General features: G+C 60.4%; 10 protein-coding genes and 1 pseudogene. 5 read left to right on the top strand and 6 right to left on the bottom strand.

Annotated elements, in window-relative coordinates:
- Nucleotides 1-90: 90 nt before the first annotated feature.
- From N018_RS00410 to N018_RS00400, 3 genes are read right to left on the bottom strand one after another with little or no spacing between them, the layout of a single operon-like run.
- Nucleotides 91-903, bottom strand: a complete 813-nt coding sequence (locus N018_RS00410; RefSeq protein WP_024643599.1) for a sulfite exporter TauE/SafE family protein — start codon at nt 901-903, stop codon at nt 91-93.
- Nucleotides 896-2,149: an NAD(P)/FAD-dependent oxidoreductase gene (locus tag N018_RS00405; protein ID WP_025388570.1), complete on the bottom strand. Its 1,254-nt coding sequence runs from the start codon at nt 2,147-2,149 to the stop codon at nt 896-898. Before N018_RS00405 ends, N018_RS00410 begins: the two co-directional genes overlap by 8 nt.
- 27 nt (nt 2,150-2,176) lie before the next feature.
- Nucleotides 2,177-3,061: an MBL fold metallo-hydrolase gene (locus tag N018_RS00400; protein ID WP_025388569.1), complete on the bottom strand. Its 885-nt coding sequence runs from the start codon at nt 3,059-3,061 to the stop codon at nt 2,177-2,179.
- 263 nt (nt 3,062-3,324) lie between these two features.
- On the opposite strand from N018_RS00400, the gene N018_RS00395 reads away from it, so the two are divergent.
- Complete coding sequence (locus N018_RS00395) at nt 3,325-4,644, top strand: sigma-54 interaction domain-containing protein (protein ID WP_025388568.1); 1,320 nt, start codon at nt 3,325-3,327, stop codon at nt 4,642-4,644.
- Between the two features lie 155 nt (nt 4,645-4,799).
- Here the strand turns inward: N018_RS00395 and N018_RS00390 are convergent, their stop codons facing one another.
- Nucleotides 4,800-5,369, bottom strand: coding sequence for a xanthine phosphoribosyltransferase (locus N018_RS00390; protein ID WP_025388567.1), 570 nt, complete (start codon nt 5,367-5,369; stop codon nt 4,800-4,802).
- A 53-nt stretch (nt 5,370-5,422) separates the two neighbouring features.
- A complete protein-coding gene (gene rep, locus N018_RS00385; protein ID WP_024643604.1) occupies nt 5,423-7,432 on the bottom strand; it encodes a DNA helicase Rep in 2,010 nt (669 codons plus the stop codon).
- Nucleotides 7,433-7,636: 204 nt separating this feature from the next.
- On the opposite strand from rep, the gene N018_RS00380 reads away from it, so the two are divergent.
- Nucleotides 7,637-9,301, top strand: a complete 1,665-nt coding sequence (locus N018_RS00380) for a putative bifunctional diguanylate cyclase/phosphodiesterase (protein WP_025388566.1) — start codon at nt 7,637-7,639, stop codon at nt 9,299-9,301.
- Here N018_RS00380 and N018_RS00375 read toward each other — a convergent pair.
- Nucleotides 9,293-10,696 (bottom strand): NorM family multidrug efflux MATE transporter, encoded by a 1,404-nt coding sequence (locus N018_RS00375; RefSeq protein ID WP_025388565.1) that lies wholly within the window; start codon nt 10,694-10,696, stop codon nt 9,293-9,295. The genes N018_RS00380 and N018_RS00375 overlap by 9 nt on opposite strands.
- 157 nt (nt 10,697-10,853) lie before the next feature.
- Here N018_RS00375 and N018_RS00370 point away from each other — a divergent pair, with 157 nt between their 5' ends.
- The 3 genes and pseudogenes from N018_RS00370 (at nt 10,854) to N018_RS28460 (ending at nt 13,936) form a co-directional block, all read left to right on the top strand.
- Nucleotides 10,854-11,774: a LysR substrate-binding domain-containing protein gene (locus N018_RS00370; protein ID WP_025388564.1), complete on the top strand. Its 921-nt coding sequence runs from the start codon at nt 10,854-10,856 to the stop codon at nt 11,772-11,774.
- A 185-nt stretch (nt 11,775-11,959) separates the two neighbouring features.
- Nucleotides 11,960-13,081, top strand: a pseudogene (locus N018_RS28465) (Cache 3/Cache 2 fusion domain-containing protein); the annotation flags it as partial.
- A complete protein-coding gene (locus N018_RS28460) occupies nt 13,076-13,936 on the top strand; it encodes a methyl-accepting chemotaxis protein (protein ID WP_418903498.1) in 861 nt (286 codons plus the stop codon). The pseudogene N018_RS28465 and the gene N018_RS28460, both read left to right, overlap by 6 nt.
- Nucleotides 13,937-14,178: the final 242 nt, after the last annotated feature.

Genomic DNA, 14,178 nt, shown 5'->3' with positions numbered 1-14,178 from the left:
GTTTTCAGCGCCTGCACCGGCCTCTTCGCGAACAGGTTCGCTCCTACAGTTTGGGGATTCTTACGACATTGGCAGGAGGGTCGTCGCTGGCTACACCACTGAAAGCACCAACATAGCCGCAGCAACGATCCCGCATGCAGCAAACAACTGCTGCAAACGCGGACCGGCCAGGTAGCGGGCGATCTGCCGGCCACCGATCAGGCCGAGCACCGCGCCGCACGCGAACGGAGCGCCCACGGCCCAATGCATCACGCCAGTCAACGATGCGGTGATCACACTGCCGGTCGAGACCAGTGCGATCACTGCCAGTGAGGTCGCCACAACGCTTTTCATGTTCAGGTCGCTGTAGCGGGTCAGTGCCGGAATGATCACGAAGCCGCCGCCGACGCCAAGCAGGCCGGAGAGCAAGCCGGAGCCCAGGCCGGTCAGCGTCAGAGCACGCAGACACGGCATGGTCCAGCGCAGCCGCCCTTGCAGCGGGTTGAGCACACAGGGCAGTATTTCCGCCCGTGGTGCAGGTTGGCCGTCGCGCAGCTCGCGACTGGCGCGCATGAACATGCGCCCGCAGGCATACAGCAACACACCGGAAAAAATCAGCGCCAGTGGCGCATTGGGCAGACGATGGGCAAGCCACAGGCCGAGCGGCGCCACAAGCACGCCGATACCGGCGATGTAACCTGCGGCCCGATAGCGGACGATGCCCTGACGCAACCCCAGCACGGCACCGACCCCGGCCGCCAGCCCCACTGCCAGCAGGCCGACAGGCGCGGCTTCGACAATCGTTAAACCCAGCCCGAACACCAGCAACGGCACCGCGAGAATGCCGCCGCCTGCACCGGTCAAGGCCAGCACCACACCAATGATTGCGCCCAGACCTGCACCCAACAGTTGATGCTCAACCATGTGGAGCATCAGCCTTCTTCGGTCTCGCAAGCCACTCGCGGCCCTTGAGCATGCCGTGCCAGTAAATCGCAGGCAACGCGCGCTCCTTCAACCACCACGCCAGCCGGGTGGGTTTGCGCCCATCCAGCAACCAACTCGGGAAACTCGGTGCGACCTTGCCGCCGTACGTGAACTCGGCGAGCACGATCCTGCCTTTCTCGACGGTCAGCGGGCAGGAGCCATAGCCGTCATATTCGGCCGATTCACTTTGGCGACCCAACGCGACCAGCACATTATTGGCCACCACCGGTGCCTGCTTGCGTGCTGCAGCTGCGGTTTTGGCGTTGCTGGTATTGGTGGCGTCGCCCAGCCCGTGAACATTGGCGAACTGCCGATGCCGCAGCGTGGCAGGGTCCACATCGACCCAGCCAGCAGCATCGGCGAGCGGGCTGCTGCGAATGAAATCGGGCGCAGTCTGCGGTGGCACCACGTGCAGCATGTCAAAGCCTTGCTCGACGGTTTCGCTGCTGCCGTCCGGCTGGGTGCGAATGAACGTGGCGCGTTTACCCGGCCCGTCGACTGCCACCAGCCGATGACTGAACTTGAGGTCGATGGCGTAGCGATCCACGTAGCTCATCAGCGCAGGTACATAGTCCGCGACGCCAAACAGCACGCCACCTGCGTTGTAGAACTGCGTGTTGATCTGCGCGAGCCGACCGGCTTTCAGCCAGTGATCGCAGGACAGATACATGGCCTTCTGCGGCGCACCCGCGCACTTGATCGGCATGGGCGGCTGGGTGAACAGGGCGCGGCCCTGTTTCAAGTCCTGCACCAGTTGCCAGGTGTACGGCGCCAGGTCAAAGCGGTAATTGGACGTCACACCATTGGCACCAAGAGTCTCGACCAGACCGTCGATGGCAGCCCAGTCCAGTTTCAGGCCGGGGCAGACCACCAGCTGCTGATAGCCGATCGTACGTCCGTCTTCCAGCGTCAGCGCATTGTCCTGCGGCTCGAACGTCGCCACCGCAGCCTTGATCCACTGCACACCCTTGGGGATCAACGAGATCATGCTGCGCGCCGTCGATTGCGCTTCAAAGATGCCCGCGCCGACCATCGTCCAGCCTGGCTGGTAGTAATGGGTGTCGGCAGGATCGACGAGCGTGATCTGTAGCGAAGCATCGCGGGCGAGCAGACTTGCAGCGGTGGAAATACCGGCAGCACCGGCGCCGACGATCAGGATCTGACAGTTAATAGTCGAGGCATTCATTGCAAAATTTCCAATAGCGGGCAGGGCTCAGAGCGCATTGAGCGGGATCTTCAGATACACGACGCCGTTGTCTTCCGGCTCCGGAAAGTGCCCGCAACGCATGTTGACCTGCACCGAAGGCAGCATCAATACCGGCATCTCCAGCGTAATGTCGCGCGCTTCGCGCATGTCGACGAACGCGTCTTCATCAACCCCGTCATGCACATGAATATTGCTGGCGCGCTGCTCGGCGACGGTGGTCATGTATTTCAGCGCCCGGCCGTTGGGCAGGTAGTCGTGACACATGAACAAAATGGTCTGCGCCTGCAAGGCCAGCAGCTTGCGGATCGAACGATACAGCACGCGCGCATCGGCTCCCGGAAAGTCGCAGCGGGCGGTGCCGTAATCGGGCATGAACAACGTATCGCCGACGAACGCGACGGTCTGCTCGCCAACCTGTACCAGATAGCTCATGCAGGCCGGGGTATGTCCGGGCGTGTGCATGGCTTTAACCTGCAGAGTGCCGATGGCGAACGACGCCTCATCGTCCAGCAGCACGTCGAACTGGCTGCCGTTGCGCGCAAAATCGGACGGCGCATTGAACAGCGCGCCAAAGGTTTTCTGCACGACCGTGATGTGGCTGCCTATCACCGTCTGCCCGCCCAGTTTTTGCTTCAGATAAGGCGCTGCCGACAGGTGATCCGCGTGTACATGGGTTTCGAAAATCCATTGCACAGAGGCCTGCAAGGCATGCACCCGGCCGATCATCCGGTCGGCAGACTCGGTCCGTGTGCGCCCGGATTTGGGGTCGTAATCCAGCACGCTGTCGATCAGCGCGCACTGCTTGCTCTCCATGTCCATCACCAGATAACTGATGGTCCCGGTATCGCCGTCGTATAACGCTTCGACGTAAAGCTGTTCAGCAATAATCATGTGCATTTCCCATGGCTGTAATCGCCCGGAGGCCGTTTCGGCAGGCGGGACGGTTGGCAGTCGTTGTCTTGCAGTCTCAATAAGCATGCCAAACGCTCTGAAACGGCTACAGCTTAGTAACTGCAAGGGTAAGCTCCGTTCGCTGGTTTATCCCGCCGACGGTCAGATCGGCGTAACTGCCATTTTTTGGCAGCCGACTGGCAGCCAATGGCATAAACTGGCAGCCCGCCGGGTCAGCGGGCATCCCGTTTTCAGGAGCAATCATGTCAATCATCGCCACCGATTTTCCCGGCAGCCGCATGCAGTCGCTGGTGTCGTACCTGGAACATGACCTGCGCCCGACCATCGTGCTGGACACTGACTACAACATCATCGCCGCCAACACCGCCTACCAGCGGCAGTTTGGCGTCGAAGGCACGCCCCATGTGGGCGAGAAGTGTTATCGGGTGTCGCACCAGTTCGCGGTGCCCTGCGATCAGGCCGGTGAGCAGTGCCCGATGCGCAAGGCTCATGAAACCCGGCTGCCAGAGCGCCTGCTGCACATCCACCACACCCCACGCGGCCCTGAGCATGTCGATGTCGAGCTGCGACCGATTCTCGACGATCAGGGTGACGTGATCGCTTACGTCGAGCGGCTGAGTTCAGTGGCGGTTGCATCGGTGCAGCCTCAGCAACACGGGCTGGTGGGACGTTCGGCAGCCTTCAAGGAAGTGCTGGGCGCCCTGCAACGTGCTGCGCCCGCGCAGATTCCGGTGTTGTTGCAGGGTGAATCCGGCACCGGCAAGGAGTTGTTTGCGCGCGCGCTGCATGCCAGCAGCTCAAGATCGGCAGGACCGCTGGTGGTGGTGGACTGCACCGGGCTGACCGAAACCCTGCTGGAAAGCGAGCTATTTGGCTACGAAAAGGGCGCATTCACCGGCGCAGTGCAACGCAAGACCGGCCTGGCTGAAGCCGCACATGGCGGTACGCTGTTTCTTGATGAGATCGGCGAGGTGCCGCTGGCCATGCAGGTCAAGCTGCTGAGGCTGATCGAGTCGGGCAGCTTTCGTCCGGTGGGCAGCCTGAGAACCGTGCATTCCGACTTTCGGCTGGTGGTGGCCACTCACAAGCCGCTCAAGGAAATGGTCGCCGAGGGCAGCTTTCGACAGGATTTGTTTTACCGCATCAGCGCCTTCCCGATTCGCCTGCCAGCCCTGCGCGAACGCAGCGAAGACCTGCCGCTGCTGATTGATAGCCTGCTGCAACGCATCGCACCCGTTGCCGCGCCGCGTGTCGATCCCGACGCCATGAAACTGCTGAGTTTTTACAGCTACCCCGGCAACATCCGCGAACTGCGCAACATCCTCGAACGCGCACGGCTGTTTACCGACGACGGCGTGATTCGCGTGCAGGATTTGCCCGCTGAAGTACGCGGGCATGACGAGGCAGGCGGCGTGTCTTACCGGCGTGCGGATGAGGGCCTTGAGAAGCTCGCCCACGCGTTGCGCGTGTTCAAAGGCTCGCGCAGTGAGCTTGCCAAAGAGCTGGGGTTGAGCGAGCGCACCCTGTATCGGCGTTTGCGCACGCTGGGTATTCCACACTAACGCAAGCAGCGCGGCGTAGAGAGCAAAGCGTCACGAACGGCATTCCGACGCTGGAGCGTAGTGTGACGAACGAGAGGTGTGTCCGGGAAAACGCTATCGTGCCCATGCTCCGTGGGCATGCATTTCCGGAGGCTCCGCGTTCGCTCTTGAGTGCCTTACTTGAACGTCACTACGCCACCGGCCAGTGACTCGACGCGGGCCAGCGATTCAACGTGATAGCCCTGCGCATCCAGTTCGGCACGGCCGCCCTGGAAGGACTTCTCGATCACGATCCCCAGCCCGGCAACGGTGGCACCAGCCTGTTTGATGATCGAGATCAGCGCCTGCGCAGCTTTGCCGTTGGCCAGGAAGTCGTCGATGATCAGCACCTTGTCGCTGCTGCTCAGATGGCGCGGCGAAATGGCTACGGTGCTTTCCACCTGCTTGGTGAACGAGTACACGCTGGCCGACAACAGGTTCTCGGTCAGGGTCAGTGACTGGTGCTTGCGGGCGAAGATTACCGGTACGCCCATGTTCAGGCCTGCCATCACTGCCGGTGCAATACCCGACGCTTCGATGGTCACGATCTTGGTCACGCCAGCATCGGCAAACCGTCGGGCGAATTCGTCGCCGATTTGCTTCATCAACACCGGGTCAATCTGGTGATTGAGAAACGCATCGACCTTCAACACCTGATCAGACAGGACGATACCTTCTTCGCGAATCTTCTTGTGCAGTGCTTCCACTTCAATTCCTTGGCTGCGCCATTGCGCAATAAATGATCAATTTCGTGGGTCGGCTAGCGTTTCAGCATGGCGCGAATGTCGGCCAGCGCGGTATTGCCGCGCACCGCTTTGACTTCTGTCGGCGTGTCGTCGTTACCTTCCCAGGCCAGATCGTCCGGGGGCAGCTCATCCAGAAAACGGCTGGGCGCACAGTCGATGATTTCCCCGTACTGCTTGCGCTTGGCCGCGAAGGTAAACGCCAGGGTCTGCCGAGCGCGGGTGATGCCCACGTAGGCCAGACGGCGTTCTTCTTCGATGGTGTCGGCTTCGATGCTGGAGCGATGCGGAAGGATCTCTTCTTCCATGCCCATGATGAACACGTACGGAAATTCCAGCCCCTTGGAAGCGTGCAGGGTCATCATCTGTACGCCCTCGGCACCATCTTCCTCTTCCTGCTGACGTTCGAGCATGTCACGCAAGACCAGCTTGCCGATGGCTTCCTCGATGGTCATGCCGCCTTCTTCGTCTTTCTCCAGCGTATTTTTCAGCGCCTCAATGAGGAACCAGACGTTGCTCATCCGGTAGTCGGCGGCCTTTTCGCTGGAGCTGTTCTGGCGCAGCCAGTTCTCGTAATCGATGTCCATGACCATGCTGCGCAGCGCGGCGATGGGGTCGTTCTGCGCGCATTGCTGGCGCACGCCATCCATCCAGCGTTTGAAGCGCTGCAAGCGGTCGGTATAGCGGCTGTCCAGATGCTCGCCAAGGCCGATCTCGTCGGTGGCGGCATACATCGACACTTTGCGCTCGGTGGCGTAGTTGCCGAGTTTTTCCAGCGTGGTCGAGCCGATTTCGCGGCGCGGAACGTTGATCACCCGCAGGAAGGCGTTGTCGTCATCCGGGTTTACCAGCAGGCGGAAATAGGCCATCAGGTCTTTCACTTCCTGGCGGCCGAAGAAGCTGTTGCCGCCCGACAGGCGATAGGGCACCTGATGGTGCTGCAATTTCAGCTCGATCAGTTTGGCCTGGTAGTTACCGCGATAGAGGATGGCGAAGTCACTGTAAGGCCGGTCGGTGCGCAGGTGCAGAGTGAGGATTTCCATCGCCACCCGCTCGGCTTCGGCATCTTCGTTACGGCAGCGAATCACCCGGATCTCGTCGCCATGGCCCATGTCGGACCACAGTTGTTTTTCGAAAGCGTGCGGGTTGTTCGAGATCAGCACGTTGGCGCAGCGCAGAATGCGGCTGGTCGAGCGGTAGTTCTGCTCCAGCATGACCACTTTCAGCGATGGGTAATCGTCCTTGAGCAGCATCAGGTTTTCCGGCCGCGCGCCGCGCCAGGCATAGATCGACTGATCGTCGTCGCCCACCACGGTGAACTGGTTGCGCGAGCCGATCAGCAGTTTCACCAGCAGGTACTGGCTGGCGTTGGTGTCCTGATACTCGTCTACCAACAGGTAACGCACCTTGTTCTGCCATTTCTCCAGAACGTCAGGGTGTTCCTGGAACAGCTTGACCGGCACCAGGATGAGGTCATCGAAGTCCACCGCGTTGTACGCCTTGAGCGTGCGTTGATAGTGGGTGTAGACGATGGCAGCGGTCTGTTCCTTGGGGTTGCGGGCGTTTTCCAGCGCTTCGGCGGGCAGGATCAGATCATTTTTCCACGAGCCGATCATGTTCTTGATTTCGTCGACGCCATCGTCGCCCGAATACTCTTTCTGCATGATGTCGGTCATCAGGGCTTTGACGTCCGTCTCGTCAAAGATCGAAAACCCCGGTTTGTAACCTAGCCGGGTGTGCTCCTTACGGATGATATTCAGGCCCAGGTTATGGAACGTCGACACCGTCAGCCCACGACCTTCGCCGCCTCTGAGCAAGGTACCGACGCGCTCTTTCATCTCGCGAGCCGCCTTGTTGGTAAAGGTCATGGCGACGATGTACTGGGCGCGGATGCCACAGTTCTGGATCAGGTGCGCAATCTTGCGGGTGATCACGCTGGTCTTGCCGGAACCGGCACCGGCGAGCACCAAAAGAGGGCCGCCGACGTAGTTCACGGCTTCCTGCTGCCGGGGATTGAGTCGGGACATGGCGGTAAGAAGGGTCGTCTGCAAAAAAGGTCGGGCATTTTAACAGGCCCACGGGTTTGTGTAGCGATCATCGTCACAGGCAGTGACCGCTATCTAATTTTTCTGGTTTTGTTACATTTGCGCCGCGACGCGACGATACGTGTATCTGTCACGCTCCCCGAAGAGTGCGGCCACCGATTTTTCCTTTGTACTTAGGAAGTTAGATTGCCTACACCTGTCGAACCCTTGCAATTGCTTTTGTTGGCGCAAGAGCCGCTCTGGCAGGCGCTCTTGAGCGACTGCATTACAACGCCAGGCAGCAACATAACGCTTGTGCCAGGTGCCAGTTGGGAGGCGTTCAGTGCGCGCTATGCCAATGAACGCAATACCGTCCTGTTGACCACACCCGAGCTGCAGCCCAGGACCGGCAGCTGTCTTTTGCCCACGGTGGTACTGCTCGAAGAGGAACCGCTGGTCAAACCGAGTGGCGTCAGTGACTGGCTGGTGCGGAACGCGCTGACCGGTGACGCCTTGCGCAGATGCCTGCGCTATGTTCATGAACGCGGCCGTCTCGAAGACAGCTTGCGCCGCCTGGCTGGCCAGGACCCGTTGACCGGTATCGCCAACCGCCAGGGTTTTCAGGTGCTGCTGGCCGCTCGCCTGGCCGAAGGCGGCAGTCTGGCGCTGGGCCATCTGGACCTCGACAACTTTCGACGCGCCAATGACTCGCTGGGCCATCAGGCCGGCGACCGGCTGATCATGCAGGTCGTGGCCCGACTGAAAAACCAGCTCGACGCTGGCGACCAGATCGCCCGCCTGGGTGGCGACGAATTCGCATTGCTGATCGACACTCGGAAAACGCCAGCCCGCGCCATGCAACTGGCCGAACGGATCACCGACGTGCTTTCCGAGCCTTACTGGGTCGACGGTGAAAGTCTGTTACTCGGCTGCAGCCTGGGGATCGCTCATTCGCAAACCGAGCTCGATGTCGACCCGCTGATGTGGCACGCGCACATTGCCATGCGTCAGGCCAAGAGTACCCAAGGCTGCACCTTCCACCTGTTTGACGAGCGCATCAACCGAAAAGCGCGCAGCCTCGCTGACCTTGAAGGCGAACTACGCCACGCCTTACGCCGGGACGAGATGGAACTGCATTACCAGCCGCGACTGTGCCTGCAAAGCGGCCGTATCGTCGGTCTGGAAGCGCTGGTGCGCTGGCGTCATCACGAACGCGGCCTGTTGCCACCCAGCGAATTTGTGCCACTGGCCGAGCAAAGCGGCCTGATCGTGCCGCTGGGTTACTGGGTCATCTTCCGGGCCTTGCGCGACATGCAGGTCCTGCGCGAACAGGGTTTTGCGCCGCTGCACATGGCGATCAACCTGTCGTTCCGGCAGTTTCAGGACAGCCAGCTGTTGCCGACGCTCACTCGCCTGATCGAAGAGCAGGACGTCGATGCACGCTGGCTGGAATTTGAATTGACCGAAACCGCCGTCATGCGACGCACTGATCAGGTCAGGCAGACCATGGAAGCGCTGAAACGGCTGGGTGTGCGGTTTTCGCTGGATGACTTCGGCACCGGCTATTCGTCATTCATGCACCTCAACAGCCTGCCCATCGCGCTGCTCAAGATCGACATGAGCTTCGTCGGGCAGATGGAGTCACGCGAAGAGAACCGCAAGCTGGTCCACGCGATGATCAACCTGGCGCACAACCTGAATCTGGAAGTGGTGGCAGAAGGCGTTGAAACGGCCGGGCAACTGGCGTTACTGCGCAGCTTCGGCTGTGATCAGGTGCAGGGCTATCTGATCAGCAGGCCGCTGCCGATGACGGCGCTGGTGACGTATCTGCGGTCGGAAGCCCGCTACCCGGACGTGTCGAAGTCAGGATAACGATGTGCCGGCCTGACCCGGCACCGCCACGCCCGATGCCTCCCGACGTAACAGGCGCGCCGTCTTCCACTCGAATGCGTAGGTCAGCGCCAGCGCCGAGCAGAGCAGGCCCAAGGCCAGCCCCCACCACACGCCTGGTGCGCCAGCGTCGGCATAAAACCCGAGCAGCCACGCAGCAGGCGCAGCGATCAACCAGTAACAGCCCAGGCCGATGAGGAACGTGGTGCGCGCATCCTTGAGCCCGCGAATCGCGCCCATGGCGATGGTCTGGGTACCGTCGAAGAACTCGAACCAGGCAGCAATGGCCAGCAACTTCGTGGCCAGCACGACAATCTCGGCAAATGCCGGGTCATTGATGTCCAGAAACAGGCCAATGACCCAATGCGGGACCAGCCAGAACAGAATCCCGAACATCAGCATCACACTGCCGCCAAAACCGATCCCGACACGCCCGGCGGTGCGCGCCATAAGCATGTTGCCAGCGCCATAGTGCTGACCGATACGCATGGTCACCGCGTAGGAAATGCCCACCGGGATCATGAACGCCATGGACACGGTTTGCAGGGCGATCTGGTGCGCCGCCATCTGCGTACTGCCCATCGCCCCCATGCAGAACGCCGCGAAGGTGAACAGCCCGACCTCCACCGCGTAGGTCCCGCCAATCGGCAAGCCGAGACGCCACAGTTCTTTCAAATGGCTGCGCGACAGTTTCGACAACCCCTTGCCGATCGGATACGCCGCATAGGCCGGATGGCGCTTGATGTGCAATGCCAGCGCCAGTGCCATGCAGTTGGTCACAACAGCGGTGACCAGACCGATGCCCATCAGCCCGAGGTTTGGCAAGCCGAGCCATTGATGAATCATCGCGTAATTGAGCGCAAAGTTGGCAACGGCACCGGCCACACTGATGGCCATCACCGGGCCCGCACGGCCCAGCGCGCTGGTGAAGCCACGCAGCGCCATGAAACTGAGCAGGCCGGGCAGGGCCAACGGCAGAGTGATCAGAAATTGCGCAGCCATGTGCACGTTGGCTTCGGCCTGACCGAACTGCAACAGCACCGGCTCCAGGTTCCACAACAGCAGTGCGGCCACCAGCGCCATGCCCCACGCCAGCCATAACCCGGCCTGCGTCAGGCGCGTGGCACCTTCTGTATCACCCGCACCGTGGCGGATCGAAACCAGCGTACCGACCGCCGCCATCACACCGACGCAGAAAAACGAGATGAAGCTGTAAGTCGCAGCGCCCAACCCGCCGCCCGCCAGCGCTTCGGGACCGATCTTGCCCATCATGACCGTGTCGGTGAAGACCATCAGCATGTGCGCCATCTGCGACGCGATCAGCGGCCCGGCCAGGCGCAGGATAATCCAGAGTTCTTTGAAGGCGGGCTGCTGCATGGTGGCGGTGCTCTAAGGCGAAGGGACTTTGGAGCAACGTATTCTGGACATTTAAACGGCGAAGCACAAAACGATAAATCCGATGCTCAGCATGACTAAAACTCATCTGAAGCGATTTGCAGTAGAGTAACGGTTCATCGCCAGCAGGAAGCTCCGCATGCCTCGCAATCTCCCGCCACTTTATGCACTGAGAGCATTTGAAGCCGCCGCGCGGCATACCTCGTTCACGCGTGCAGCAGAAGAACTGTCAATCACCCAAAGTGCGGTCAGTCGGCATATCCGTACGCTGGAGGAACACTTCGCCTGCCGTTTGTTTCAGCGTAACGGGCGCAACCTGCAACTGACCGAGTCGGCACGCACGCTTTTACCCGGCGTGCGCGATGGCTTTCTGGCGCTGGAGCGGGCCTGCAGCACCTTGCAGGCCGAGGAAGGCATCCTGCGCATGAAGGCGCCTTCGACCCTGACCATGCGCTGGTTGTTGGCGCGGCTCAGCCGTTTTCGTCATCTGCAACCCGGCAATGAAGTGCAGCTGACCAGCGCCTGGATGGACATCGACGCCGTGGATTTCACCCAAGAGCCTTTTGATTGCGCGATTCTGCTCAGCCAAGGGCATTTTCCGGCGGACTGGGAGGCCACGCTGCTGTTTCCGGAGTTACTGATACCGGTGGGGGCGCCTACCTTGTTGCAGGATCCGCCGTGGAATGTCGAACGGCTGGCGAGGGCAGAACTGTTGCACCCGACACCGGATCGCCGCGACTGGGGCACCTGGCTGAAGCGCATGGGTCTGGCTGACAAGGTCTCACTGAAAGGCGGGCAGGTATTCGACACGCTTGAGCTCGGAATGATTGCGGCAGCACGCGGCTACGGGGTCTCGATGGGCGACTTGCTGATGGTTGCCGAAGATGTGGCGCAGGCGCGCTTAAGCCTGCCGTGGCGTACGGCAGTGTTCAGCGGAGAAAATTATTATCTGGTCTGGCCGCGCACAAGGCCCGGCGCAGAGCGGCTAAGACGCCTCAGTGATTTTCTTCTGGCAGAAGTGAAAGCCATGGAGTTGCCACTAGTTGAAGTACTTCATTAATATTTAGCTTAGTATTGAACTGCCATCATTCATAAATGTCGCGCGAAGCGCTCAAGTAACGAAGTCGATGGCCGAAGCACTGCTTGAGAATCTCGCCTATTCAGGCGGCAAGAAATACCAACTAATTATTCGCTGAATGGTAAGCCAGGGATGTGGCGACTCCAGTCATTTGGCGTGGAGTCTCTATGTCCAAGCCCCGTACTAGAATCGCCTCGCAACTTGGTATTGCCCTGGCAGTAATCCTCGCCGTCGTTATCAGCGGCAGTACGCTGTTCGCCTTGAGATCCCTGGACGCGTCCAACCTGGTCATTCGCGAAGAACACATGTCGAGCGAAGCCAGACTGCTCGCCGACCAGCTCAACACCTTCCACAGCACGTTGCGCGACAGTACCCAGCGCCTGAGCGGCCTGTTCGAGAAGCGCTTCGCCGAAGGCCTGACCCTGCAAGCAGACAAGCCGGTAACCGTAGCGGGCACTTCTACGCCGGGCCTGTATCTGCGTGATACAGCACTGAACAACGACTTTACCGAAGTCGATGAATTCCGCTCGATGACTGCAGGCGTGGCGACGATTTTCGTGCGCAGTGGCGATGACTTTGTCCGCATCAGCACCTCATTGAGCAAGCAGGATGGCACGCGCGCCATCGGCACCGTGCTGGATCGCAAAGGCGCCGCCTATGAGCGCTTGATGGCGGGTCAGAGCTATGTCGGGAAAGCGGTATTGTTTGATCGTTATTACATGACCCAATACAGCCCGGTACGTGACAGCAGCGGCAAAATCATTGCGGCACTGTTCGTAGGGTTCGATTACACCGACGCGCAAAAAACTCAGTTCGATAACCTGAAGAGCTTCCGTATCGGCTCTACCGGTTCGCTGGCCCTGCTGGACGACAAGGGCACTTGGCTGGTCGCGCCTGCGGGCGTCAAATCCTCGGAAGGTGCTGCGAAAGCCGTTGCAGACCTCGCCAGCAAACCGGGCAAGGCGCAGTTCTGGAGTGAAGGCGACGATGATTATTACAGCGTCGGCCAACCATTCGCAGGAGGCCCCTGGACAGTCATCGCCAGCATGCCGCGCAGTGAAATCAGCGAAGTAACCTGGAACGTGGGCACGCAACTGGCCATCGGTAGCCTGCTGGCCATGATCATTGCGGTGGTCAGCGCCATCTGGCTGCTGCGCAGCAAGCTGCGTCCACTCTCTGAGCTGGTTCGTCAGGCCGATGCACTGGGCGCTGGCGACCTGAGCGTGCGTCTCAATGTGACCAGCAACGACGAAATCGGCCAGTTGTCCGGCAGCTTCAACAAGATGAGTGAAGCGCTGTCGTCCATGGTTTCGCACATCCGTACCGCCGCGCAGGAAGTCAGCAGCCGCGCCAATGTGTTGTCCGGCCTGTCCGGCGGTGCTTACGAGGGCATGGAGCAACAGTCCGGCGAGATCACCAGCATGGCCGGTGCCGTTGAGGAATTCAGCGCCACGTCGATGAACATCGCTGACAACATGGGCAATACCGAGCGTCTGGCGCAGGAGAACGCGCAACAGACCCGCATTGGGCGCACGTCCATGGACGAAGCGTCTTCGTCGCTGCAACAGATCGCAACGTCGTTGAGCAGCACCGCGAAAGTCATCGACACGCTGGGCCAGCGTTCGCAGGAAATCGGCAGCATTGTCGGGGTGATCACGTCGATCGCCGACCAGACCAACCTGCTCGCCCTCAACGCCGCCATCGAGGCTGCACGCGCCGGCGAGCAAGGCCGTGGCTTTGCCGTGGTAGCGGATGAAGTTCGCAGCCTGGCGTCACGTACACGCGAAGCCACCGACGAAATTTCCGGCATGATCGCCAGCATCCAGCAGGAAACCGGCAACGCCATCAGCACCATGCAGCAGGGCAACACCCTGATGCAGGAAGGTCTGTCGCTTAACTCGAAAGTGGCGTCCGCACTGACGCAGATCGACGAGCAGAGCCGTTCGGCCGGGCATCAGTTCGCAGCCATCACCACGGCGACCCAAGAACAAAGCAGCACCGCAACCATGCTCAGCAGCAACCTGCAAAGCATCGCCATGGCCAACAGCGAACAACGCCAGGTCATGTCAAACCTCGCAATCACCGCCCAGGAGCTGAACGGCCTGGCGACCGAATTGCGCAAAGAGGTTGACCGGTTTCGTTGAGTTCCCAATGCCGTTATCACCCGTCGAATATCGTGCCAATGCTCCGCATTGGCATGCCGTTCTGAACGCTCTGCATCCAGCCTTGAGTGCACGTCGGGACCTGGATGCGGCGCGGAGCATCGGTACCAGTCAATTCGGGCCTATTTCAGAAAGTACAGCTGTCGGCCGATAGACAGCCTTGTGAACAGGCAACTCTGATCATTTCGCAGGATTGAGGGCCTGGCATTCGAAACCCCCTACAC

Source organism: Pseudomonas syringae CC1557 (genome assembly GCF_000452705.1).
Taxonomy (GTDB): Bacteria; Pseudomonadota; Gammaproteobacteria; order Pseudomonadales; family Pseudomonadaceae; genus Aquipseudomonas; species Aquipseudomonas syringae_F.
Note: the sequence above shows the minus strand (reverse complement) of the source record. Positions and strands in the feature narration are given on the sequence as shown.